Origin of the sequence: Weizmannia sp. WK01, from assembly GCF_025905465.1 — a bacterium.
Taxonomy (GTDB): domain Bacteria; phylum Bacillota; class Bacilli; order Bacillales; family Bacillaceae_C; genus Weizmannia; species Weizmannia faecalis.
Window position 1 is genome coordinate 2655285 of sequence record NZ_CP109616.1, and the last position, 25004, is coordinate 2680288.

Annotated in this window: 23 protein-coding genes, 1 other RNA gene and 1 pseudogene; 5 read left to right on the forward strand and 20 right to left on the reverse strand. The window is 43.2% G+C overall.

All coding sequences use genetic code 11. The features are described from left to right. Positions 1 to 8 precede the first annotated feature (8 nt). From bioB to OF158_RS12825, 12 genes are all read right to left on the reverse strand, one after another. The gene (gene bioB, locus OF158_RS12770; RefSeq protein WP_035184106.1) at positions 9 to 1025 is read right to left on the reverse strand and encodes a biotin synthase BioB; all 1017 of its coding nucleotides are present in this window, start codon (positions 1023 to 1025) and stop codon (positions 9 to 11) included. Positions 1026 to 1222: 197 nt separating this feature from the next. Next, a complete protein-coding gene (locus OF158_RS12775; RefSeq protein WP_017552002.1) occupies positions 1223 to 2194 on the reverse strand; it encodes a sugar kinase in 972 nt (323 codons plus the stop codon). Positions 2195 to 2355: 161 nt separating this feature from the next. Continuing rightward, positions 2356 to 3186 (reverse strand): 5-dehydro-4-deoxy-D-glucuronate isomerase, encoded by an 831-nt coding sequence (gene kduI, locus OF158_RS12780; protein ID WP_026104668.1) that lies wholly within the window; start codon positions 3184 to 3186, stop codon positions 2356 to 2358. Positions 3187 to 3239: 53 nt separating this feature from the next. Next, on the reverse strand, positions 3240 to 4016 hold the full coding sequence (gene kduD / locus OF158_RS12785; protein ID WP_035184104.1) for a 2-dehydro-3-deoxy-D-gluconate 5-dehydrogenase KduD: 777 nt from the start codon (positions 4014 to 4016) through the stop codon (positions 3240 to 3242). A 414-nt stretch (positions 4017 to 4430) separates the two neighbouring features. Beyond that, complete coding sequence (locus OF158_RS12790) at positions 4431 to 5855, reverse strand: glycoside-pentoside-hexuronide (GPH):cation symporter (protein ID WP_014097496.1); 1425 nt, start codon at positions 5853 to 5855, stop codon at positions 4431 to 4433. Between the two features lie 68 nt (positions 5856 to 5923). After that, entirely contained in the window at positions 5924 to 7336 is a 1413-nt protein-coding gene (uxaC, locus tag OF158_RS12795) for a glucuronate isomerase (protein ID WP_014097495.1), read from the reverse strand. 34 nt (positions 7337 to 7370) lie between these two features. Further along, a complete protein-coding gene (locus OF158_RS12800; RefSeq protein ID WP_017552000.1) occupies positions 7371 to 8861 on the reverse strand; it encodes a UxaA family hydrolase in 1491 nt (496 codons plus the stop codon). Then, the gene (locus OF158_RS12805) at positions 8851 to 10287 is read right to left on the reverse strand and encodes a tagaturonate reductase (RefSeq protein ID WP_035184102.1); all 1437 of its coding nucleotides are present in this window, start codon (positions 10285 to 10287) and stop codon (positions 8851 to 8853) included. Before OF158_RS12805 ends, OF158_RS12800 begins: the two co-directional genes overlap by 11 nt. Positions 10288 to 10405: 118 nt before the next feature. Beyond that, positions 10406 to 11410 carry a sugar kinase gene (locus tag OF158_RS12810; protein WP_035184100.1) on the reverse strand — a complete coding sequence of 335 codons (1005 nt, stop codon included), beginning with the start codon at positions 11408 to 11410 and terminating at the stop codon, positions 10406 to 10408. Then, positions 11403 to 12080 (reverse strand): bifunctional 2-keto-4-hydroxyglutarate aldolase/2-keto-3-deoxy-6-phosphogluconate aldolase, encoded by a 678-nt coding sequence (locus OF158_RS12815; protein ID WP_014097491.1) that lies wholly within the window; start codon positions 12078 to 12080, stop codon positions 11403 to 11405. The genes OF158_RS12810 and OF158_RS12815 overlap by 8 nt, the downstream gene beginning before the upstream one ends. Positions 12081 to 12228: 148 nt before the next feature. Further along, a complete protein-coding gene (locus tag OF158_RS12820; RefSeq protein WP_014097490.1) occupies positions 12229 to 12999 on the reverse strand; it encodes an IclR family transcriptional regulator in 771 nt (256 codons plus the stop codon). 470 nt (positions 13000 to 13469) lie between these two features. Continuing rightward, positions 13470 to 14990 (reverse strand): IS5-like element ISBco3 family transposase, encoded by a 1521-nt coding sequence (locus OF158_RS12825; protein ID WP_048339774.1) that lies wholly within the window; start codon positions 14988 to 14990, stop codon positions 13470 to 13472. A 91-nt stretch (positions 14991 to 15081) separates the two neighbouring features. Here OF158_RS12825 and OF158_RS17565 point away from each other — a divergent pair. Then, a pseudogene (locus OF158_RS17565) lies at positions 15082 to 15264 on the forward strand (hypothetical protein); the annotation flags it as partial. A 226-nt stretch (positions 15265 to 15490) separates the two neighbouring features. Here the strand turns inward: OF158_RS17565 and OF158_RS12830 are convergent. Further along, entirely contained in the window at positions 15491 to 16009 is a 519-nt protein-coding gene (locus OF158_RS12830) for a DUF6431 domain-containing protein (RefSeq protein ID WP_225620988.1), read from the reverse strand. A gap of 202 nt (positions 16010 to 16211) precedes the next feature. Further along, on the reverse strand, positions 16212 to 16340 hold the full coding sequence (locus OF158_RS17635; RefSeq protein ID WP_225620997.1) for a fumarylacetoacetate hydrolase family protein: 129 nt from the start codon (positions 16338 to 16340) through the stop codon (positions 16212 to 16214). Between the two features lie 659 nt (positions 16341 to 16999). Between OF158_RS17635 and OF158_RS12835 the strand changes: the two genes are divergently transcribed. Next, positions 17000 to 18199 carry a S53 family peptidase gene (locus tag OF158_RS12835; protein WP_014097488.1) on the forward strand — a complete coding sequence of 400 codons (1200 nt, stop codon included), beginning with the start codon at positions 17000 to 17002 and terminating at the stop codon, positions 18197 to 18199. 90 nt (positions 18200 to 18289) lie between these two features. Here the strand turns inward: OF158_RS12835 and OF158_RS12840 are convergent, their stop codons facing one another. From OF158_RS12840 to OF158_RS12855, 4 genes are all read right to left on the reverse strand, one after another. After that, positions 18290 to 18511, reverse strand: coding sequence for a YdbC family protein (locus tag OF158_RS12840; RefSeq protein WP_014097487.1), 222 nt, complete (start codon positions 18509 to 18511; stop codon positions 18290 to 18292). Between the two features lie 110 nt (positions 18512 to 18621). After that, positions 18622 to 18909, reverse strand: a complete 288-nt coding sequence (locus OF158_RS12845) for a hypothetical protein (protein ID WP_035184093.1) — start codon at positions 18907 to 18909, stop codon at positions 18622 to 18624. A 70-nt stretch (positions 18910 to 18979) separates the two neighbouring features. Continuing rightward, positions 18980 to 19342, reverse strand: a transfer-messenger RNA (tmRNA) gene (gene ssrA, locus OF158_RS12850). A 345-nt stretch (positions 19343 to 19687) separates the two neighbouring features. After that, the gene (locus OF158_RS12855) at positions 19688 to 20038 is read right to left on the reverse strand and encodes a hypothetical protein (protein WP_014097486.1); all 351 of its coding nucleotides are present in this window, start codon (positions 20036 to 20038) and stop codon (positions 19688 to 19690) included. Positions 20039 to 20515: 477 nt separating this feature from the next. Between OF158_RS12855 and OF158_RS12860 the strand changes: the two genes are divergently transcribed. Together OF158_RS12860 and OF158_RS12865 are read left to right on the forward strand one after the other, a co-directional pair. After that, complete coding sequence (locus OF158_RS12860) at positions 20516 to 21043, forward strand: hypothetical protein (protein WP_014097485.1); 528 nt, start codon at positions 20516 to 20518, stop codon at positions 21041 to 21043. 179 nt (positions 21044 to 21222) lie between these two features. Continuing rightward, on the forward strand, positions 21223 to 21639 hold the full coding sequence (locus tag OF158_RS12865) for a hypothetical protein (protein ID WP_225620909.1): 417 nt from the start codon (positions 21223 to 21225) through the stop codon (positions 21637 to 21639). A gap of 134 nt (positions 21640 to 21773) precedes the next feature. Here the strand turns inward: OF158_RS12865 and OF158_RS12870 are convergent, their stop codons facing one another. After that, on the reverse strand, positions 21774 to 23135 hold the full coding sequence (locus OF158_RS12870; protein ID WP_043052472.1) for an IS4 family transposase: 1362 nt from the start codon (positions 23133 to 23135) through the stop codon (positions 21774 to 21776). 252 nt (positions 23136 to 23387) lie between these two features. On the opposite strand from OF158_RS12870, the gene OF158_RS12875 reads away from it, so the two are divergent. Continuing rightward, a complete protein-coding gene (locus tag OF158_RS12875; RefSeq protein WP_014097483.1) occupies positions 23388 to 24305 on the forward strand; it encodes an Rpn family recombination-promoting nuclease/putative transposase in 918 nt (305 codons plus the stop codon). Positions 24306 to 24506: 201 nt separating this feature from the next. Here the strand turns inward: OF158_RS12875 and smpB are convergent, their stop codons facing one another. Beyond that, positions 24507 to 24971 carry an SsrA-binding protein SmpB gene (gene smpB / locus OF158_RS12880; protein ID WP_035184086.1) on the reverse strand — a complete coding sequence of 155 codons (465 nt, stop codon included), beginning with the start codon at positions 24969 to 24971 and terminating at the stop codon, positions 24507 to 24509. Positions 24972 to 25004 lie beyond the last annotated feature (33 nt).

The window sequence follows — 25004 nt, forward strand, 5'->3', positions numbered from 1 at the left end:
AAGCGTATCTACGAATGATACAAAGTGAACTGCTGGCCTTCTGTTTCGAACGGATTTTCTTCTATTTCAAATCCGAGATCTTCAATTAACTGGTAATCTTCTTTTGCGTCCTGGCCCTCTGTCGTTAAATAATCACCAATAAAAATGGAGTTGGCAATAAATAGCCCTAAATTCTGCAAAGAGCGCAAATGATATTCCCGCCCGCCAGCAATCCGAATTTCCTTTGTGGGATTGATAAACCGGAACAAGGACAAATTCTTTAAACAACGAATCGGTGTCAATTCGTCCATATTTTCAAGTTTTGTTCCCTTAACAGGATGCAGAAAGTTGACCGGAATGGAATCAGCGTCCAAATCCTTGAGCGCGAATGCCATATCAATTATGTCCTGATCCGTTTCCCCCATGCCACAAATCACACCGGAACACGGGGAGATTCCTGCTTTTTTTACGTTTTCAATGGTGTTGACCCTATCTTCATAACAATGTGTGGTTGTAATATTCGGATGGTGATTTGCACTCGTATTAATATTGTGATTAAATCGGTCCACACCCGCTGCCTTCAGCTTAAACGCCTGCTCTTCAGTAACGAGTCCCAAACAGGCACAAATTTTTAATGGTTCCACATCACGTTTAATTTCCTCAACTGCCGCAATCACTGCATCCACTTCACGGTTGGTTGGTCTGCGCCCACTCATCACAATGCAATATGTACCAATTTTATTCTTTTTCGCTTCCTTTGCCCCTTCCACAATCGTTTGTTTGTTGACCAAAGGATACCGGTCGATTTTTGTTGCTGCCTTAATCGATTGTGCACAGTAGCCGCAATCCTCAGGGCAAAGTCCGCTTTTGGCGTTAATAATCAAATTCAACTTTACCTTTTTTCCATAAAAATGCCGGCGAATCTGATAGGCTCCATGGACAAGTGCCAATACTTCATGATCACGAACCATTAAAATTTCCTTGGCCTCTTCTTCCCTTATCACATACCCTTCAATCACCTTTTCTGCCAATTTCGACCAATCCACTACCGTCACCCCTTTTTATATGTCAACCTAAAATAATTTATGGTTTACATTAAAAATTATAAGACACTTTCATTTTTGGTCAAGTACTTTTTTTATTTTTCACACAAAAGGTTAAAAAAGTCCGGCACTCTAGGAAAAAACAAGAATGCCGGACGATTTCTATTCTATGAGGCTTCGGAAACAGGAATGCCAGGCTTTTACCTCGCCGCTATCAAGGCGGCCGATTTCATAAACGCATCCAATGCTGCCCGCGTCGGCAGGCCGTCATTGTCCCCGAGTCTTTGCATCTGGATGGAGCAAATCGCATTGCCCTGCATTAAAAGCGCCTGATCGTCAAGATGCTCCAGCATGCCGGCCAGAATGCCGGATACAAAACCATCACCTGCCCCAATGCGGTCAACCAAATGTTTCACTTCATATTTTGGCACTGCCGCTTCAGCAAATGAACCATCTTCCAATTTTTTCTTTGAATACGAACCTTTTTCCACTAAATTGATGATCACTTGCCGCACACCTCTGGATAAGTAAAAATCCGCCATCTTTTCTTTTTCATGCTCGCCGGTTAAAATCTGTGCTTCTTTTGCATTTGGCATGACGACATCACAAAGGCAAGCGATTTCATTTGTCCGTTCCATCATCTTTTCTTCCGATTCCCAAATTACCGGACGCAAATTCGGATCAAACGTAATCGTAAGGCCGTATTTCCGGGCTTTTTCAATCAGTGCCAAAGTTGTCTCGTAACCACTTTCGCTTAATCCCGCCAAAATGCCGCCAAGATGGAGGATCTTTGCTTCTGAAAAATCAACCTGGCGAACGGCTTCTTTTGTTAGTTTAGAAGCAGCACTGTTCTTCCTGAAATAAACGGTTTCCGGATCGCCAATCTCCGACAGCCCTTTTAACATGAAACCCGTTGGATATGTTGGTGTTGAAAAAACATAGGTGGTATCAATGTTCTCATTGTTTAAGAAATTTTTCACATATACGCCGAAAGGGTCTTCCCCAATCTGCGTCAAAAACGAAACCGTGTGCCCGAGCCTGGAAACCCCGACAGATACATTCACATCCGCACCGGCCATATAACGGGTATAATGTCGGACAGCATGGAGCGGCCCCTTTTCATCCGCAATAAACAACACAAGCGGCTCACCGGCAGTGATGATCTCGCTCATTTGATTCGCCTCCATATAATTTCTAAATAAGAAATTAAGTTTACTATTTGTATTACAATTTCATTATAGAGGATTATGGCGATTGGTCAAGAAATTCCGGTATTGTTTTTGTAAAAAAAGAAAGCTCCTCTTTGGAGAAGAGAAGCTTATTGCTATACATTCTATTTCAACTCTTCCATTGGGACAAAATCCATATCATCATAGGTGATATTTTCCCCGCACATTGCCCAGATGAACGTGTAATTGCTCGTCGCTACCCCGCAATGGATCGACCAACTCGGGGAAATCACCGCCTGTTCTGAAGATAGGATAAGGTGCTTGGTTTCATCCGGTTTGCCCATAAAATGGAATACCCGTGTATCCGGTTCCATGTCAAAGTACAAATACGTTTCCATACGCCGATCATGCGTATGGCTTGGCATGGTGTTCCAGGCATTGCCCGGTTCAAGCACAGTGTAACCCATTTGCAGCTGGCAGGACTCGCAAATATTCGGATGAATATATTGATAGATTTTCCGCTTGTTCATAGACAGATCTTCGCCTGTTTCACGCGGCGTAATCTGGTCAATGCTGATCTTCACATTTGGATATTTGTGATGCGCGGGCACTGAAACAACATAAAACTTCGCCGGGTTAGTGGGGTCGTCCGATTCAAACACGACGTCTTTTGTCCCTTTTCCTATGTAATAGCCGTCCTGTTTTTTCATCGGGTCTTTTTTGTCTTCTATCGTGATACTGCCGGGCCCTCCGATATTGATGACGCCCAGTTCCCTTCTTTCCAGAAAGTAGTCTACACCAAGTTCTTTTGAAAGCCGGATCTCTAGCGGCTCATTTGTCGGTGTAACCCCACCGAAAATCTGCCGATCATTATGGGTATAAGTCAGCATGATTTCGCCGGGAACAAAAATCTTTTCCACTAAAAACTCTTTCCGTAACTGTTCTGTAGTGTAGTGCCGGATGTCTTCCGGGCTGTGGGTATATCTTGTTTCCATGGTTTGGGACATTTCAATCACTCCTTGTGAATTTTTTATAAATCAAAGTTGATTTACCACACGAGCCAGCCACCGTCTACTGCAAGAATATGGCCGGTCACATAGTCAGATGCAGGGCTTGCTAAAAAAATGATGGCGCCCATTAAATCGAAAGGTTGTCCCCATCTGCCCGCCGGTATTCTGCTTAAAATTTCTTCATTCCGGTTTTCGTCCGCACGAATCGGGGCAGTATTAGCAGTCTCAATATATCCTGGGGCAATCGCATTGACCTGGATATTGAACGTGCTTAATTCATTGGCAAACGCTTTCGTAAGGCCTGCAACACCATGCTTGCTGGCCGTGTAGGACGGAACGAACTTCCCGCCCTGAAAAGAAAGCATAGAAGCAACATTGATGATTTTCCCGCTTTTTTGTTTCGCCATTTCTTTTGCGGCTGCCTGGCTTAAGTAGTAGACGCCATTTAAATTCACATCAAGAACGTTCTCCCAGTCTTCATCTTTATACTCCAACAGCGGCGCCCGTTTAATAATGCCAGCGTTGTTCACAAGAATATCAATCTTGCCGTACGTTTCAATGCAGCCATCAATCACTTTCTTTGCTGCTTCTTTCCCGCTCAAATCTGCCTTTACGAGCACGGCTTTCCTGCCCTGTTTTTCAATGAGAGACTTCGTCTCCTCGCCGCTCGACCGGTGCACCGGCAAATACAAATCGGCCCCCGCTTTCGCCAGCGCAACGGCATATGCCTGCCCAAGCCCTGTCGCCGACCCGGTTACCACCGCCACTTTGCCTTTTAAACTGAAAAAGTCAAGGGTGAAATCGTCTAGATCCATGTGAAAGCCTCCTAATAATTGAAATTATAAAAAAAACTGAATGCCGACAGTACAATCTGCCCCGCGAATTCACGATCATCTGTCATTTCCCGCGCTATGCTGGACGCAACAATAACTTAGAGCAATATAGAAAGATAAATCATGACAGCCGTTCCTTATCCCGATCTCCCGTTCCTAAAAGGAAGCCCTGTAAAACGACATGCGGCAGAGTATGACAGAATAGTACACTTGCATTCACAGCTTATTCGTCGAAACACAGCGAAAGATGATCTAAATGGAACCAATAAATACACCTATAAAACCTCATTACTAAATGAACAGAGCTGCCTTCTTGAATTTTAAGAAAGCAGCCGCTTATCAAAATTTTATGATTATACCAAGTAAACTGCTGTGTTTTCTATCCCCTGTTTCTTTTTATCCTTGAATAAATGTACCCTTTTCCCAACGACCGTTTTCCAAATCATTTGCAATTTGTTTAAATTTATCATCAGGCAAATTATATAAAAGGGTGATAATAATTGCAGCAAGTAGTAAAGCGACAGCCGGATAAATCGTCATTGCCCCTTTAATTCCAAGCAATGTTGTTGATGATTGATGGGCATTCGCAATATATCCCGTTGCAGCAAGAATACCTGCTGAAACCAATGCTGCAATAGATTGGGCAATTTTTCTCGAGAAGTTAAAGGCAGCATAGGTAATCCCTTCTTTACGTACACCTGTATGCCAGTGGCCGTAGTCAATCGTATCAGATACAAAAGCCCAGGTAACACCGTTCGGAATGGCTAAAGCCACATACCCGATCGTAACTAAAATAATGAATGTTACAATGTTTGTTGGAATGACAAAATTCAATGCGTCCGCAACGACTCCAATGATAAGCCCGCCAATTGCTGTTTTTTTCTTGCCAAACTTTTTTACCAAAAATGGGATGAGTGTAATCCCTGCAACAGAGCAGCCCATCATGATAAAATTAATAATTGGTTGCAAACCGATGTTATTCAGATTGTATTTACAGAAATAAATCATCATTTGGTTGTTTGTATTCATAGCAGAAATTGTAAATAATGTCATTAAAATCAGGCTCCACAGCGGCCTGTTCGTAAATACGACCCGAAGATAATCTTTCATCGTTTCGCGTTCTTTGCTTCGTGAATTTTCAGCATGAATATGTTCTTTTGTATTGATATAGCATATAAAGAAACCGCATATACCAATGAAAGCCATAATAGCTGCAGTAACGGCATAACCTACTTTTGTATTTGAGAACAACAGCATAATTGGAACAAAAGCAACACCAGTTACCAATTGGGCGCCAATTGAGCCGGCCTGCCGTGTAGAAGCCATGAAGGATCGGTCATCTACATTTCTTGTCATGACAGAAGCCAAAGACCCGTATGGCACATTTGTAAACGAATACAAAACACCCCAAGCCATATATGTTGCATATGCGTAAACGATCTTCATCGTTGGTGATAAACCGGACGGCATTATAAAGATAATGACTGTCATAATCGCTAGCAATACAGAAGAAACCATCATAACTGGACGAAACTTACCGCGCTTTCCGGGGGTTCTCGAATCAATGATGGATCCGGCTAATGGGTCCATAAATGCATCAAAGATTTTTGTAATCGAAAAAACACCGGCGGCTGCCGCAGCGCTAATGCCTGCGACATCCGTATAGAAATTGGTCAAATAAGATTGCCCCAAATCAAACATAAAACCATTCCCAAAATCACCAAAACCGTAACTCACTTTTTCTTTTAACGAAATACGCTTGGATGCATGCTGCGGATCAATTATCTTTTCCGCGGTCGTTTTTACAACGCTTTCAGCCATGTTTCTGCACCACCTATTTTTATTAAAAAGTGCGAAATTTTCCAACTCTGGAACAACATAAGCCTTTATTACTCAAAAAAACCAAAATATCGATAAGCATTATGGTAAGCAATATCTTCAATGATTTTCCCGATCTGTTCTTCATCCTCGGGGATTTGTCCCCGTTCTGCCCATTCGCCAAATAGCTCGCATAGTACCCTGCGGAAATATTCGTGGCGCGGGTATGACAGGAAACTGCGTGAATCGGTTAACATGCCGACAAAATTTGGCAGGAGGCTTTCTTCTGCAAACATTTCCAATTGCCTGCGCATCCCGCTTCTTGTATCGTTAAACCACCAGGCGCATCCCAGCTGCAATTTCTGAACCGTATCTTTTTGGAAACAGCCCATCATTGTGACAAGCGGGAGCCAGTCGTTCGGGTTTAAAGAATAAAGAATCGTTTTTGGAATGATATCTTCATTTTCTGCACGGGCAAATAATTTCCCGTAAGATTCTGCAATACATCGATCATTCAATGCATCATACCCCGTATCAGGCCCCAGTTTTTCAAACATGGGCCCATTTAAGTTCCTGTAAGCATGAATGTGATATTGCATGACCCAGCCTTTTTCGTGATAAATGTGCATAAGTTCTATTAACAGCGCTGTGTGATATTGATTGATTTCATTTAAACTCAACGCTTCTTGTGATAACGCTTTCTCAACGATCGCATCCAATTGTTGCGGCGCCGCCTCTGCATACGTAAAAGTATCCAGGGCATGGTCGGATAACCGTCCGCCTCTTTCATGGAAATATTCAATTCGGTTTCGAACAGCCGAAACGAGATCCGAGAAATTTTGGATTGAAACGCCTGAAACAGTTGCTAATTTGTGGACATAATCAGCGTATTCTTTATTCTGGATGTTCAGCACCTTATCGGGCCGGAAAGCCGGCAGCACCTTAAAACCATTTTCCGTCTCGGATTCCTGTAACAATTTATGGTATTGAAGGTCATCCACCGGGTCATCTGTTGTGCAAACCACTTTCACATTGCTGTTTTTAATTAAATTCCGTGGTTTAAAATCATCTGTCGCCAGCAATTGATTTGCCTGTTCCCAAATGGCCGGTGCCGTTTTGCGGTTTAAAATCGTATCAATTTCAAAGAAACGCCGCAACTCCAAATGCGTCCATTCATAAAGTGGATTGCCCACTGATTTTTCAATCGTTTCCGCCCATTTTAAAAACTTTTCGTAAGGGTCAGCATCACCCGTAATATATTTTTCCGGGACACCGTTTGCGCGCATTAAACGCCATTTATAATGGTCACCGTAATGCCCTTCATTGATCCACACTTGTGCCAAATCTCTGAAATTTTTATTTTCGTAGATTTCCTTCGGGTTCAGGTGGCAATGGTAATCAATAATCGGCATTTTTTCGGCATGGTTGTGAAATAATTTCTTGGCAAAATCTGTTGTTAAAAGAAAATCTTGATTTAAGAACATGTTCTATACCTTCTTTTTGGAATGGAATAATGGTTTATTCAGTAACGCCGTTCTTAAATATCGCAATCTCATGCAGATGGCGGATCTCATTTTTCGTCTTCTTCCCGCTCGCGACTTCAAGAATAAAAGAAATAAATTGTTCTACTACTTCGTCCATTTCTTCATCAAGCAGCCGTCCCGCGTTGAAATCAATCCACTGCTTTTTCTTTTCATAAAGTTCGGTGTTCGTCGATACTTTCACAGTTGGCACAAAGGTTCCAAACGGTGTGCCCCTGCCGGTTGTGAACAGGACCATCTGGCAATCCGCCGCTGCAAGCGCTGTTGAGGAAACAAGATCATTTCCGGGTGCCTGAAGTAGGGATAACCCTTTTTCCTTTAGTTTTTCTCCGTATTCCAGCACATCGACCACTGCCGATGTCCCCGCTTTTTGCGTGCAGCCGAGCGATTTGTCTTCCAAAGTGGTGATCCCGCCGGCCTTATTGCCCGGAGAAGGATTTTCATAGATTGGCTGCCCGTAAGAAGCAAAATAATCTTTAAATTGATTAATGAGCTTCACAATTTTATTGAATACGATTTCATCTTTTGCTCGTGCCATTAACATTTTTTCGGCACCGAACATTTCCGGGACTTCCGTTAAAACAGTGGAGCCGCCTTGAGAAATGACAAAATCTGAAAATCTTCCAAGCAGTGGATTGCCGGTAATGCCCGAAAATCCGTCTGAGCCGCCGCATTTTAATCCAATTTTCAATTCTGATAGAGGCAGATCGATCCGCTTGTCCTCTTTTGCAGCTTCATTCAATTCTTCCAGTAGTTGGAAGCCTGTTTCCACTTCATCTTCAACATCCTGGCAAATCATAAACTTTACGCGCTTTTCATCAAACTCTCCCATTTGTGCCTTCATTTCATCTAGCTGGTTGTTTTCACAGCCAAGCCCGAAGATGAGCACACCGCCGGCATTTGGATGGGCGGCCGCATCCATTAAAATCTTGCGGGTGTTCTGCAAATCATCCCCCAGCTGGGAACAGCCGTATGGATGTTTAAACAATATAATTTCATCAAATGCGCCGTTATCAGGGTGATTCGCCTTAAATTGGTCAACGAGGAGATCACCGATCATATTGATGCACCCAACAGTCGGAATGATGTATAAATCATTGCGTATCCCGGCTTTTCCGTTTTTCCGCAAATAACCTTTAAAAGTGCGGCTGTCTTTCGGAAAGATGCGGGGATGCAGTTCCGGCTTGTACTCGTATTCCACTTTTCCGGAAAGATTGGTGCTCACGTTATGGGTATGGACCCAGCTGCCTTGTTCAATCTTTTTTGTCGCATGTCCAATGGGTGACCCGTATTTTATAATGTCCGCGTTCTCCTCGATATCTTCTAAAGCAATTTTGTGTCCTCTTTTTATTGCCTCATTTACGGTGATCGCCCTAGCCCCTGATGTAAGGACATCACCCGGCTCTAAATCCTGAAGAGCAACGAGTACATTATCCCGGGGGTTTAGCTGAATGGTTTTATTTTTCAATCGGTAATGCCTCCTCGTTGGCCTGCTGCACTGCCCTGCGAACGCCCTCTTTTTCTATCAACTGTAAGCCTTTTTCAACTTGAGCGGGCAGGCCGTCAATTTTTGTCAAATCCATTCCCCATAAGGTTTCGTTGCTTAAAATGTCCCAAACATAGCGATCGGAGTGATACGCCATTGAAAACTCTTTCAAAACATCCGGCAAATCAATTGCTTTAGCAGAGGCAGGATCCTGCTCTCCATAAATTTTCAACAGCCCGGATAAAGCTAACGCAATTCTTGACGGGATTTTGTGGAACCTTTTTACATGCTCCGCCAATATGGGAAGGAGGCGTGCCTTAAATTTTGAAACGCTGTTTAAAGCAATCGCGTCCAGCTGGTGTTCCATATACGGGTTTCTGAAACGTTCCTGAATTTCCGCCGCGTAACTTGTCAACTCTTCTTTTGGCAAATCCAATGACGGGATGATTTCCGCAAACATTTCGCGGTCAATCAACCGGTAAAAATCGGGATCTTCCATTACCCCGCCGACAGTTTTAATGCCGGCAAGTCGCGCCAAGCAGGCCATTGTTGTATGGGGGGCGTTTAGTAAGTATACTTTCCGGTCGCGGTACGGTTTTAAATGCTCGGTAACCACGACATTCAGCCCCGCTTTTTTGAGCGGCAGTTCTTCTTCAATCTCCTTGGGCCCTTCAATCACCCAAATGAGAAATGGTTCTGCTTTTGCAATTAACGTATCTTCATAGCCCCATTCTTCCCAAAATTTTTCTGCGCGGTCTTTCGGGTAGCCCGGGACAATCCGGTCGACCAAGCTGGAACAGAAAGTATTTTCTGTTTCAAGCCAGCTGCTGAAATCTTCGCCAAGCTGCCACTTATCCGCATAGCGGTGCACAATTTCTTTCAGTGCCTTGCCGTTATTTTCAATGAGCTCGCAAGGAATGATGTAAAACCCCTTTTTTCCGGCCTTATATCTTTCATAGAGCAGTGCCGTCAGTTTTGCCGGGAAACTTACGGGGGGCCGGTCGGATAATGCATCTCCTTCATGATAGACGATGCCGGCTTCCGTCGTATTGGAAAAAATAAACCGGATGTTGTCATCATGAGCCAATTGTAAATAGGCGTCATAATCTTCATAAGGATTGATCCCGTTATTTACCGATGAAATAATCTCATGGGACTGGACTGCTTTTCCATTTTGCATTCCTTCCAGCATGACTGTAAATAAATAGTCCTGTCCAGCAAGTTGCCCTACTCTTCCGCGTGGCATTGATTGTACAATTGTCACCCCACCTTGAAAAAGTCCACGTTTGTTCATTTGCTGAATCTGCCAGTCGACAAAAGCCCGAAGAAAATTTCCTTCTCCAAACTGAATGGCTTTTGTTGGATAGCGTTGCAGGTCTTTCACGTATGAATAAGATAATTTTTTCAAATTCTTCCCTCCTTTATTTCCTATTTGGAAATAAAGTTTCTTATTTGTTCTTACATTCCTTATTATAATCCGCTTTCAAATTTATTCAATAGTTTTTTTGCTTTTTTTGAACATTTGTTTATCGAACGACTTCCCGGCCGGAAGCGCCTTCCCATGATCGGACTTCGTCTGCTGAAAGCGGCAGGGCATCCCCGTTCACGGAATGTTTCAAAACAGATGTAGCAGCCGCAAATTGTACGGTTTCTTCCGGATCCATCCCGGTTAAGAAGCCGTGAAGCATCCCGGCTGCATAGGCATCCCCGCCGCCGATCCGGTCTACGATCTGCTCCATACGGTAACGCTTGGATTGTATAAAAACGCCGCCAGTCCAGAGCATGCCCTGCAATTCATGGCAGGTCGGGGAGATGACGTTCCGGTCTGTCGCATAGAGTGCGCGGAGATTCGGGTACTTGCGGCTGATTTCCCGGTAACATGCTTCCATATTGCCGGGCACAGCCACCGATGCATCAATGCCAAAAAAGTTTCGGGCATCAAGATAGTTGGCACAGCAGTAAGTGAGCATCGGCAAGATCGGGATAATGGCTGCCCTCGCCTCTTCCATCGTCCACATTGCCGGCCGGTAATTGATGTCGTAGCTGACCGGAATGCCGCGATCAAAAGCCGCTTTAACGAGAATTTGCCCATAATATTTCCATGATTCGGACACAGCAAAGGTAATGCCAGTCAGGTGGAAAAGGGCCACATCCGCAAAAAGCCGGTCAAAATCCCACTCGCCAATATCCATCTGTGAAAAGCTGGAACTTTCCCTGTCATAGATCACTTTGGAATTGCGCAATGTGCCCCCCTGTTCCAAAAAATAGATGCCGAGCCGGTTGCCGCCCATTAGAAGACGGGAAGTATCAATACCGCTTGCCCGGAGGCTTCTCACTGCAGCCGCTCCCAAAGGGGAATCCGGCACTTTGCTCGCAAACGCAACGTCATGCCCGAAACTGGCAAGCGTTGTGGCAACATTCGCCTCCGCCCCGCCGTAGTTTACATTGAAAGAATGGCTGCAGGATAAAAGATCTCCCGGGGAGGTGGAAAGGCGCAGCAAAATCTCTCCAAGTGTTAAAATTTTAGGCATATTGACCCCTCGATTGCTGATGCACGGCTTCTGTTAGTTGCTGATATTTGTCCACAAACGCTCTTGCTGTCTCGGTCACTTTCGCAAAATCATTGGTTTCGGCAGGTTTCAATAAGCTTCCGCCTACGCCAAGGATTTTACAGCCTGCTTTGATCCAATTTCCCATATTGTCCAGACTGATTCCGCCTGAAGGCATGATTTCAAGTTGCGGCAGCGGAGCTTTTACGTCTTTTACAAATGCCGGCCCGACAATATTGCTCGGGAACAGTTTAATCACTTCTGCCCCTGCCTGCATGGCCGCTTTCATTTCATTTACCGTCATACAGCCCGGGATATAAGGGATTTGATAAAGGTTACAAAAAGCAGCCGTTTCCGGATCAAATGTCGGCGCGACGATGAATTTTGCCCCGGCCATTTGCGCGGTCTGGGCGGTCTGGGCATCCAGGACAGTGCCAGCTCCAACGAGGACATCATCACGGTCTTGGTACAGTTCCGTCAATTTTTTGATGGCAACATCCGCATTCGGAACGGTAAAAGTTAGTTCGATGCTTTTGATCCCGCCGGCAATCAGTGCATCCGTAATACGCAAAGCTTTTTCAACGGAGTCTGCACGCAGCACGGCCACAATTCCATTTTTTTCTAACGCCTGCAAAGTCTGCATTTTTTTCATGGTGCACGCTCCTTTTAATTTCTATATAATAAACTTTATTTATGAATAATAAATTCAATTTCATTTTACAACACACTCTCTCCTATGTAAACCATTTCATGAAAGAGAAAATAAAAAACTTGCCCCGTGTCGGAACAAGTTTTTTCCATTAGCCATTCAATTTGCTTTCAATTTTTTGTCGTGCCTCTAAGATGCTTGTAATCATTTTTTGCTTCTTTTCTTCTGTGATCCGGAACCGCGGGGCACTAACGCTCATCATCCCTTCGATCTTTCCGTTCCGCTTGATGACCACCGCAATACAGTAAATGTCTTTTTCATTCTCTTGGTTGTCAATTGCATACCCACGCTGTTTGACTTCCTGGAGATCTTGAATCAGTTTTTCCGGGTCCGTAATCGTGTTTTCAGTCCTTTTTTCAATCGTAATCCGGGACAAATAATCACGCACATCTTTCTCGCTCTGTTCAGCCAAGTACGCTTTTCCCATCGCAGAACAATACAGCGGCAGCGTATGCCCGACCTGCGAGCTTAAAATGATTTGCCCTTTTCCGTTCAGCTTTTTCACGTACACCACATGATCCTGTTCATAAATACCAAGGTGGACGGTTTCGCCAATGGTGTCATTCAGTTCTTCGAGCACCGCTTCCGCCACGTTTACAATATTAAAAGATTTGCGGGCGGTTTCCCCGTAACGGATAAGCGCGGTACCGAGCGTATATTTCTTTGTCTCTTCATCCCGTTTTACAAAATCAATCGAGCAAAGGGTATTTAAAATTTTTAAGACCGTGGATTTGCTCGTATTTAAAGCCGTGCAAATTTCCTGCAGACTCACCGGGTCCACCCGGTATTCCAGATAGTCCAGTATATCTTTCGCACGGATCAACACCGTGCCGTACGGTTTTTTTTCCGTTGTCGTCTCCATCTTTTTATGCTCCCGTCTTTTTGAAGTAGCCAAATAAGAAACTTTGAATACCCTCTTTATAACATAATTTAAAAAGGTTGTAAAACGGGACGTGATGGATTTCCAGAAGAGGAAATGATGGATAAGAATCGTGAAGTTGTCCGAAGTATTGGACAAACGTATGATGCGCATCATATCATTGAGAATAACTTTGATGGCCCTCATGCGTGGTGGAATATGGAATATTCATCTTGCAAAATATCCGAATGAAACCAAGCTGGCATACATGGAAAGGGAGTGCCGTCAGAAAAACTGTTTTCAAGGAGGTAAAAGGTCAAATTGGCTAATTTTGAATTTATGAATAGGTACAAGCATAAAATTTATAATGTAACGGAAAATGATATTTTAATCGCTGAGCAGAGAATGAACCTAAGTTTTCCAAGCGATTTAAAACAATTTTATTTAGGGTTTGCTGAACGAATGAGATTCTGTCAGATACAAGCCAAATTACGGTTAAAAAAATATAAAATAGTGTTGTGTAAAAATTTCAAAAAAAGAACCCTGAGCTTCCGCTCCAGATTCATTATAAGGAATTGAAGGGCTACTACTGTTTCACTGGTCTCCTGAAGGCGTGCTCGAATAAGGCCTAGCCCATACTTGCGCTTGCCTTCGCCAAATTTGCTTTCAACGGCATTACGTTCAGAGGCATCCTGCCTTGCCACGCGTTCTAAGGTTTTGTCTTCCGTTTTGGATGGGCGTCCCAACCTTGGCCCACTCAGACGAATGCCAAGAGATTTGCAGTATGCCAGGTTGTGACGGTTTCGGTAGATTTTATCTGCTAAAATCGCTTCTGGATAAAATCCGAACCGGTTGTAGTAGTTCTCAATAGATTCTCTAAGGGTGATCCCTTCATTGTAATTTTCCCAGTCGAGTTGCTCAATCAAGGCATAGCCATCTACAACGCTAATGGCGACTTTTGAGCCGAATTCCACGTTCGCTTTTGCCTTGCCACGCACAATTGGACGGACATGCGGCTGGGAAATACTCACAATCCGGTGGTCAATCCGATGTGTTTTCTTTTTGTACATTTCTGCCTGTTGGCGGTAAAGTTCATGAATCACGAGGAGTTGTCGGTATTCATCTTTGCTCAAAAGAGACAGGGAGCTTTGGGAAATGAGATTTCCAATGATCTCCAGATTCCGTTTCACATATCCAAGTTGTTTGCCGACAGCTTTCCGGATTTTCCGGGCTCCAGCTTTGCGTTGCTTAGCGACAGAAAGATAGTCCCTGCGGGCTCTTTTTCTGTAGGTCCTTGGCTTTCGTAATTTTCCTTTGTGCGGTTCATGCAGTACATCAATGATATGCTCCAGTTTCTCACGGGCTTCGTTCAAAAGCCCCAGGTCAGTAGGGTAAGCAATATCAGCCGGTGCACAGGTTGCGTCCAGAATGAGCTTTCCTTTGTTCTTCGTTTTAGGAGAAGCCGATCCAGTTGAATTCTCTTCCGAAGCAGGACCGGAAGGTTGATGATCACCACTACTATGATCGTCATCATCATGGTGATCATCATCGTTGTCATTTTCCTTAGATGCTTCTTCCGATTGGCGTTCTTGTTCTTCCAGAACAATCCATTCATTCAGTTCATTGATGATGTTTGCACCCAAACGTTTTCTAAAACGAGTCATCAGAGAATGATCGAATGGGGCTTTTTCCTGGAATTCAGGCAACCCAATAAAATACTGAAGATACGGGTTTTCCGTGATCTGTTCGACTGTTTCCCGGTCAGATAGCCCAAGCCGTTCTTTGATATAGAGAGCCCCAAGAGCAACTCTGACAGAATAAGCCTTTTCACCTTTGAATTTTTTCTTGAAGGACTTGGCATACTTTTCTTCAGCCTTCCACCAAGGGATTAATTCAGCAAGACGGACCCAGCGATTTTCTTTATTTAATTTTCCACCGAATGGTAGAAAAAAATCTTCTACAAAAGTTAATTGATGTTCGGTCTTTTTGTACATCGTAACGGCCTCCAAGTGCAAGGTTTTTTACGTGTTCCCTATGAAATCCTTGCACTTTATATTCGACAAAAGTGGCCAAAATCCTTGTCAAATCTGGAATTTTTGTTTATTCAGCAAACCCTATTTAGAGGTGGGTTATGGTTTTATTAAAGGTCAAAGTGCTAATGCGATAAATAGGATATTAGGGCCGGGGGCTGTAGCAGATTTCAGATTAAGAGAAGGGATTTTTGAATTCGCCGCGAATTTAGATGTACTTTATGATGAAAACCATCTGTGAAAATTTGCTCAGTTACTCCTGAATACCTGATTCTTGTCGGACAAAGTGAATTATGGGACCGCCTGCGCCTGGCCCGTATTTACCGATTGGCCCAAATTCCGGCATCCAATCCATCCGCCAATAATGGAGAAATGAGTTAAAACCTTTGGGCTGCCATTTCATCTGCTTTCTTGTGATCCATTCATGATAGACTCCTTTCCTATTTATCTACCATGAGTGTAAATCAACCCCCGCCGGACAAGAATGCAGAACGGGTATGTACCCATAAATAAAAATTTACAACGGGTCGGACAACACGCGCCAGCCATCCGGAGGCATTGCCCACCAATCGCCCTAATCTTTGGAGTGCGGTCCCCGAAGTTTCGGGCAAAACTTTCAGGTCGTCCCCATCTTGTTTGGTCTGATGTTTAATGGAAACAAGGCAATGGATCCAGTATTCTACATAAAAATAAAACCAGTCTATCCAACGATAAAGTGTTGATTCATCTGCCGGAATATCATGATTGGAACGATTAGTCAAAACCGTTTCAATACATTCCGATTTATATCTTTTATAAGGCACCAGAAATTCTGGAAGTTCGTGATGAATCTTTCCGCATTGTTCACATTGTAAACGTCTGATATTATAAATATGCTTCTTTCCAGATCTATCAATGGCTTTTCGATCTCTTGTCCCAATAACCTTCATATGTTTACCACAACAAGGGGAAGGTACTTTTTCCGCACCCCTAACCAAAAACACCAAGTTGAGTATTTTCAATTAGCTTATAATCTGATACAATAACCATAATCGTTATTTTTGGTGGGACATTCCCCGTATAGCTGATGGTACAGTTATACATCATGGGGGATGTCCTTTTCCTTTCTCAAGAATAAATACGAGGACATTATACTCGTCAAATTCCGGACAGGCAATACCGTCAACTTTCGGTTATTTTTGGATGTCAGAAACATCTTCTTCCGTTCTTGCCTATTACAACTGCAATTTCAACTTCATAATCGAGCTTATTAGACTCACATGGGATAGTCATTGGATGCAAATGGCCTGTTTGAGACTTTGCTAATCTATGAATGACAGCCGTGGTTTGCTAAAAAAGTAATCGAGTAGGTCGGCTAATCATTATTTGATTAGCCGGCCTCTCACACCACTTATCCAGACTTCTGGATAACCCCGCCGTGCGTACGGTTCGGTACACGGAGTCTAAAGTTTACGATGGTACAGACAGATAATAATCCAGAAATTCTCTGCTTTTTCATCAACGCAGTGTCCTTTAGATCTTTCTATAAGACACTTCTCTGTTTTTTTCTTCACCCATTTGTTCTTTAAGTAAGCATGGTGTTAACCATAATATATTGATAAAATACGCTTCAATTCCTTGCCGGCAGATTTTAAAAGTTCAATAGCTGTAAGCATTAGGATTCGGTATAGATTTTTACAGATTCGTTGAATGGGAAAAAAGCGCTATCATCAGGCTAATAGACTAGTTACATTTTACTATTTTTTATTTTTTATGTAAATTCACCATATTTCGTCAATAATTTTATATTTCGCATGCTAAGATTGATTTTACTATTGATGTTGAAACAAGAAAAAAACCGCCGCAACAGGATACGTGGTATTCCCCGCAATCTATGATTCTTCCATCCTTCAACAAAAATAGCAGGTTCAAGCAAGGAGGTGAGGATTTTTTTCTTTTTTGCTGCCATTCTTACAAAATCAGGAGGGATCAAGTTGAAAAAACTGGTAAAAAAACTGGAAATTTGCTTTATTGCCGCATCGATTACGCTATTTGCGGGAACAGCTGCCACAGCCACGACTGCCAGTGCAAAAACAATAGCAGCAGCCGATAGGGTAAAAGGCTGGGTTGCACATCATCCGCTTCATTACAAACACAACTCAAACGGGATTCATCCAAATGCTGTCTCAACTGTTTACTCACCAGCACAAATCAAAAAGGCTTACGGCATTGATCAATTAAGCAAGACAGGTGCCGGCCAGACCATCGCGCTGATCGAAGCGTATGGCAGCCCGACCATTACCAGCGACCTCAACACGTTCGACCAGCAGTTCGGACTTCCAAGCGCCAACATTGAAGTCGCTTATCCAGGCGGCAAACCTAAAAAAGACGAGGGTTGGGCGCTCGAAATAGCCCTTGATGTTGAATGGGCACACGCGCTTGCCCCGAGTGCAAAAATTATGGTAGTTGCTGCTAAATCCGCTTCAATCACTAATTTACTGGCAGCAGAAGATTACGCAACAAGTCATGGAGCAACCGTTGTCTCTAACAGCTGGGGAGGGTCAGAATTTTCAACCGAATCTTCCTATAACAGTCATTTTAATCATACCGGCATTACTTACCTCGCTTCTTCCGGAGATAACGGGAGTGGCAGTTCGTGGCCTGCATCCTCACCGAATGTTGTTGCGGTGGGCGGCACAACTTTAAATTTGACCAGCGCTGGCCAGTACGGTAGTGAATCTGCATGGTCAGGTTCTGGAGGGGCTACCAGCACTTACGAAAGCCGGCCTTCCTATCAATCCGGTTGGACAAGTATCGTCGGCGCAAAACGCGGTATCCCGGATGTATCTTTTGATGCGGATCCGAACACAGGTGTCTATGTCTACTCCAGCACAAAAGACAATGGCCAATCCGGCTGGTTCCAAGTTGGCGGAACAAGCTTTAGTGCACCTGCCTGGGGAGCGCTCATCGCACTGGCAAATGAAGGACGCACGCAATCCTTATCAAGTGCACAAGTCCTTAGCACTGTTTATAATACCGCCGGCACAACCGGAAGCAGCGGCTATACTGCGAATTACCATGATATTCAAACCGGAAGCAACGGTTATGCCGCAGCAGCCGGTTATGATCTCGTCACCGGCATCGGTAGCCCGATTGCAGATAAAATTGTGCCAGCACTTTCATTAACAAAATAAAAATCCTGAGGCTGTCCCGAAAGCAGGATCGGGACAGCCGTACTGAAAAGAAGCCGCCCAAATGACGTTTCAGACTTTTAAGAGCATCCTTTATAATTCCATCTGATTCAGTAAGTCCTTCAGCGCCTTCAGTTCATCCGTATTCAGCGTAATCCCTTTCCCCATTTTCTCATGTTCCGGCGCCCAGTCACGCAGATCAAATTTCGGCGCCTTTCCGTTCCAGCTGACTAAGTTTAGTTCTTTTGTCCATCCTTTTGGAGATTCAGAAATTGTTCCGATTGTTTCTTTGATTTCATATTTAAAATCTGCCATGTCAATGACCACCTTTTCCCATCATAAAAATTTGGAACCTTACTTTAATAGTGCAGGATTCCGGTCTGGAAATCAATACGGTTCTCATCACATTTTTATGTTCAAAAGTATTAATATTGACTTTCAATCCTGCTGACTTGGCTGCCTGGCTGTTTTAACTGCATTGCCGAGCGTTGGGTTCCACCGTATGATTTGCCTGCGTCATTTGCAGGAATTACTGCAATCTTAAGATTAACGTAATTGGCGCCGGAATTTTTTAATAGATTCATAAAACTGGAGAAAGTTTGCTTGTGCAAAACATTGTTGACAACATCTTGCACAAGCGTACCGCCCATTCCCGTACATAAAATGAATGCAAAAAGTTTTCCAAAACGCCTGTTTTCTTCCCTATTCTCCACAAAAAAAAGCCCGCAAACCCAGTCATATCAAGGGTTCACGGACTTTTTATCCCGTTCTTTATTTTTCTTAAAATGGAGACGGTGGGAGTCGAACCCACGTCCAGAAATATCGCCACTCAAGCGTCTACGAGCGTAGCCGATATATTCGCATTTCGCGCAGCCATCTGCCTATCGGCGGGCGTCCGGTGCGCTAGCCTGATTGGTCTCTTCCTTCGTCCCCAGGCGGAGGACAGCCGGCGTATCCCACTGAAGTTGAGACCCTTACCCTACCACGTGGGCGATGGAGGGAGGATCCGCTTAGCGCTTATTAGGCAGCTAAAGCGAGTTTAGTGTTAGATTTGCCAGTTATTTTTAGGCGTTGCGTTGTTACGGGGACGACCCCCCGGCTCGCAACTTGAGCTCGATCTATCCCTGTCGAATCCGTAACGTCCCCGATATAAAAGGGCGCTTCAGATTTTACTTATTACTGGTCTTGCATATCCTATTATAACATGAATTCCGCAAGATGCAATTGATCAATTTTCCCGTACGTGTAAAGTTTTTCTAGTTTTCAAATGAGCTGAATAAGAGATGAAGATTTGTTACGTCATGATCCATTGCAATCTTATATCCCACACCTTTTCTTTCGTTGTCGGTAATCCGCTAGTTAAAAATTCATTCTCGGAGGCTTTTTCAGAAGGTCTTTCTCAATCATTAAAAATCTCGATCGTACGGAAAGAATGGTAGCGGGTCAACAGGCGCACATAAAAACATCCGGCAAATGCGGAGTGCATGTCCTTTAATCTCTCAGCATATTCAAAATATGATTAATTTTAGTATCATGCCTGCCGGTTTTTCCACTTAGAAATTCGATATCGCCTTTTACGCCTTTCAGTTCATTTGAAACAACAGTAAAAACTTTTTTGTGCTCTTCCAGTTTATCATTTGTAAATTTAAAATTGCTTCGTAATTCTAACGTAAGATTGTCAACTTTGGTTTCGATGCGTTCCTGGCCTGCTTTTAAGCCGGAGACATCACTTTCCAATCGATCCTGGCCTGCTTTTAAGCTGGAGACGTCGTTCTTTAAACCGGAGACATCACTTTTTAAATCCTTTAGTTCACTAAGAATTTGCTTCAAAATTTCATCCATCGTCTTTCCCCCTTTGTTGCGGATAGGATAAGTATAACATAGAGGCTATTTTCTTTACTATACCCTATATTTACACTTCACTGATCTATCTTTCGTGTCTTTGGCAAGCGGGATGATTATTTTTTTAAAAAGGAAGAAGCCAAGTGGCAACCAACCTGGCCCTTATGGTCCTGTAGCTTAATTCCGCCGTTTGACGAGGATTAAACCGCTGATGCCACCAATGAAGGGAAATATCATTATAGGAAAAAACTGTGTTGGTAACCCCTTTATCTTTTTGATCGGTTTCATTTCCAATTCTGTTGCCCCTTCAGCATATCGTTCACAGCATTTTTACCGTCCTAGTAGTTGGTCCACTGTACCAATTAGAATACTATGAAAGCATTCTCATATAATGACAATTTAGAAAAAAGACTGTGCCGCGTTTTCCTGACAGTATGATACAGCAGAAAATACATACAATACCTATAGGTGAAAATAATGAATGAAAGAAAACTGTATAAGTCCCCCCTTTCTGCCCTGCTGTGGTCGGCTGCCTTTCCGGGCTTCGGGCAGCTTTACAACGGTGATTATTTTATCGGATTTCTGCTCATGCTTTGTACGGCAGCCATCAATTTCGGTTCGAACCTGAATATGTCGGTTTACGTTGCGTTTAAAGGAAATTTTGGCCTGGCCAGCGAACGATTCCATCCCGAGTGGGGGATTTTTTTCCCTGCCGTTTACTGCTTCTCCCTGTGGCAAGCCTTTAACCAGTCGGTATCCATTAACCGGAGATTGGCATCATTAGGGGTAAAAAAGCCAAAAAAAGCAACACATTTAACCGGTTTCTTTTTCGGCATGTTGGCGGGTTTCAACTTTGGCCTCTTCTGGCATTTCTCTTTTTTCAGGTTGCTCGGATGTTTGCGTGTTCTCGATTTGCCAGTGATTAACGGGCTAGTGATCGGTTCTATTTGTGCCGCCTTGGGCCACTGGATTGAGTCTCTTTGTGATAAACACGATAAAAAGTAGATCCTTTAGCGTTTCGTACATACTCAACAAGAAATAAAAAAGAAATTGAAATAAAGGAAGTATGCTTTTTGGAAAAGCCAACAAATTATAAGTCCCCGGTTGCGGCACTCTTGTGGTCTTTTGCATTGCCTGGATTTGGTCAATTTTATAACGGTGACTATTTGCTCGGTTTTCTTTTTATGGCTTTGGAATTGACCATTAACCATCAGTCCCGTTTGAATTTGGCCATTATTTATGCATTCCAAGAGAACTTTGAAAATGGGCATCATGTGATTAATTATGAATGGGGCATGTTTTATCCATCCGTACTCTGTTTTTGTCTTTGGCAAGCTTTTAACCGGGCAAAAGAAATCAATTGGCATTTGGAACAGAAAGGGATTTCACCTCCAAAGAAAAAGGCCAGCCTCACAGGGATTCTATTTGGACTGGTTGTAGGAATGAATTTCGGCTTTTATTGGCATCATTTTTTCTTTTACGAAAAATTCCGCATGCTGCGCTTTCTTGATATTCCGGTTATGAACGCATTCGTTTTTGGGCTTATTTTTGCTTTATGGGTTATGGAATCGAAAAAATTTTTCGTTCGTCGAAAAAAGTAAAGTTCAATTAAAAGACTTGCAAGCAGTGGTACTTTCTTGATTCTGGTAACGGTAAAAAAAGCTCATTCTGCAGGGTAGTCTGAAGTTTTGAAAGCAGGGAGGCAAACAATGTGAAAGTCGGTTTTGTTTATAACTCAACTTTCGCAGACTGAAACAGGTAGGTATACCTTGATATAATTCGGCAGACCCGCAATCCATTGTTGTAGTTGACTTTTGATCAGTTGTTGAATTTTCTTATTACTTTTATCCAGAGTATCTTCAAGAATCTCGACTAACTGCTGCAATGCAACAGCCCAATCAAGGTCATCTATTTCATCACATAATTCATAAAACATGCCACCTAATGTTCTGTCATCTACACTGCAACGGTTTTGCCATGACAAGACAATATACCTTGCAAACACAATGGTCGTGTGGCTGATAAGCGCGTCATATGAACGACTCTGGAATTCCTTTTGTAGTTTTAATAGGGACTTTGTTGTTTTGAAGAAAACCTCAATATCCCAACGCATCCCGTAAATACGGATGATTTCCTGGTCACTCAGTGTACAGTCTGTACTCAAAATCGCCAACCAGTCGCTTTTCTTGTTGCGGTTGCGAACAAAGACAACTTTAATTGGCACGCCATTGGCCTGCGTTGTATGGATGGAACGCAAGATTCCTTTCTTTCCACTAGTCGGTTTAGCTAGACGATACAATTCATCTAGGCTAACACGCTTACCATCGACAAAATAGCGTTGTTTTAATTTTTTGACCATACCAATTACGTCAAGACCTTGTTCTGTAATCTCCTTGATGAGAGGTTGTTGGGTGAACCACGAATCCATTAGAACATAGGAAGCATCGATACCAGAATTCATCGCCCGGGCAATCATGCCAGGAATCTGTTCTGGTGCCGTTTGTAATGCTTCTTTTCGGCGCTTATAACCGGAGCTGCGTTTATCGATATTTTCGGATATGCCGTTGATCTGGCTCTTTTTCGAACTCAATAATGAGAAGTCAACGGGTAGGAATGTTGCGCCATCAGACCATCCTAATGTCAACATGCGGAATCCTTTGTAAAAACGCATTTTTTGAGATGCATGATCAAAGCAGCGAGCCAGAAGCTCAACGTGTTTGCTTCGGTTCCGGTCATAAGATGAATCATCTAAAATCAATACTTTCGGACGGTCATGACGTGTCAATTTCGAAACTTTTCCAATCACTGAGGCAACCAGTGAAAGGAGGAAACGACGCCAGTTGAACGTTGATTGGTTGAGAAACCGATAAACGGTATCTTTGGCTGGAATGTCTGTAGCTTTCTTACTTTCCAACATCCTGAACCAGTTTTTGTTTTCAAAGATCATACAAAAAATCAATTGAAAAATGTAGGCACAAGAAAAACCAAAGGACTTCGTAATACCGGCGATTCGCAAGTGTTTCAACATATTCAACTCTTTAAATGTTGATTTTATTTCATTTGGTAGTTGATTATTCAGGCTGTTTTTCGCTATCATAGTAGGAGACACCTCTTCTATTTGGTAGTGATTTTCGATAAATCAACTATACCAAAAGTAGAGGTGTTTTTTCATATATTAATTTTACTGTCAAGTGCTGTATCTGAGACGTAATAGACATTAGCCAGCACTGAATTTATTATGATTTTCTAGGTGCGAAAGTTGAGTTTATAAAAAAAGATAAGCCGGTATTGAAAAACGAACGTTTGTCCTTTATAATAAAACTGAAAAATAAGAAAAGGAGTGCTGCCATTGGAACTGGTAATGGAAAAACATGCCGGTTATCACGTGCATGATCGTTTTTTTAAGGAGCTGATCCAAAACTTTTTTCAGGAGTTTATGGAGGCGTTTTTCCCGGATGTGTCAGCTGATCTCGACTACCGCCGGGTGCGGTTTTTGTCGCAGGAACAGTTTACGGACTTTCCGGGCGGTGAGCAAAAACGGGTTGATATTCTTGCCGAAACAAAGGTAAAAGGGAAAGACACGGTGATTCTCATCCATGTAGAGCCGCAGTCGTATTACGAGAAATCTTTTCCTGAACGCATGTTTCGTTATTACATGATGATCAATCTCCGGCACCGGAAACCGGTATTGCCGATTGCTGTTTTTAGTTATGAGGAGAAAACAGAAACCCCTGATACATACATCTTTGCGTTCCACAACATTGAAATTCTTCGTTTTCACTATTTATCCATTCATCTGATGAAACAAAATTGGAGAAATTATATCCGGAGCAACAACCCAGTTGCCGCAGCATTATTAAGCAAAATGGGGTATACAGAAAAAGAACGGGTGCAGGTCAAACTGGAGTTTCTGCGGATGCTGGCCCGGATGGAGCTTGACCCTGCAAAAATGAGGCTGCTATATGGTTTCTTTGATTATTATTTAAAATTGAACGAAAAAGAGGAGGCGGAAGTAATGGAAAACATTAAAATGCTGGATCCGAACGAAGCAGAGCAAGTATTAAAGCTGCCGAATTCTTACTTTGACCGCGGGTATAAGAAGGGGAAAGAGGAAGGAAGAGAAGAAGAGAGAAAAGAATTGCTGCAAACGATTCCAATTGCCATCAAAATGTTGCTTTCGGGTATGGATCTTCAATTAATTGTAGAAAAAACCGGTCTGAGCCAGACGGAAGTGGAAAAAATAAAACAGCAACTGGAGAATTTATAAGATGGAAGTCAGGCTCCCTGGTGAGGATGGAAAAGAAGTTGTCTTAGACTTGCCAAATGCAACAGTTGGAACAATGGCAAGGCAAAAGCCGTTAGACCCCTCTTTCCCTCAATTGAAAAAGCCATTTCTTAAGGGAAGCGCGCAATCTTCATTCCGGCGCTTTCCCTTTTTTTTCGCTCAAAGAGCCGTCATCCTGTGTTTCTAGTGCTGGCGTGCTTTAAAGGCACGTTCAATCTCGCGGGCGGCTTCTTTCTTCTTCATGGATTCACGCTTGTCATAATTCTTTTTCCCGCGGGCCAGGCCGACGAGCACTTTTGCATACCCATTTTTAATATAGATTTTGAGCGGGATTAAAGCATAACCTTTCTCTTTTGTCACACCGGCCAGCCGGTCAATTTCTTTCTTGTGCAGCAAAATTTTCCGCGGGCGGAGCGGGTCATGATTGTACCGGTTTCCCTGCTCGTACGGGCTGATGTGCATCCCGTAGACAAAGACTTCCCCATTTTCCACACGGGCAAACGAATCACGCAAATTTACGCGGCCAGCCCGGATCGATTTGATTTCTGTCCCCTGCAGGACAATGCCTGCTTCATATGTTTCTTCGATAAAATAATCGTGGCTTGCTTTCTTATTTTGCGCCAGCACTTTCCCTTCGCCTTTTGGCATTTCATTTCCCCTCCGGTGAAGGCAGCCGAAAAA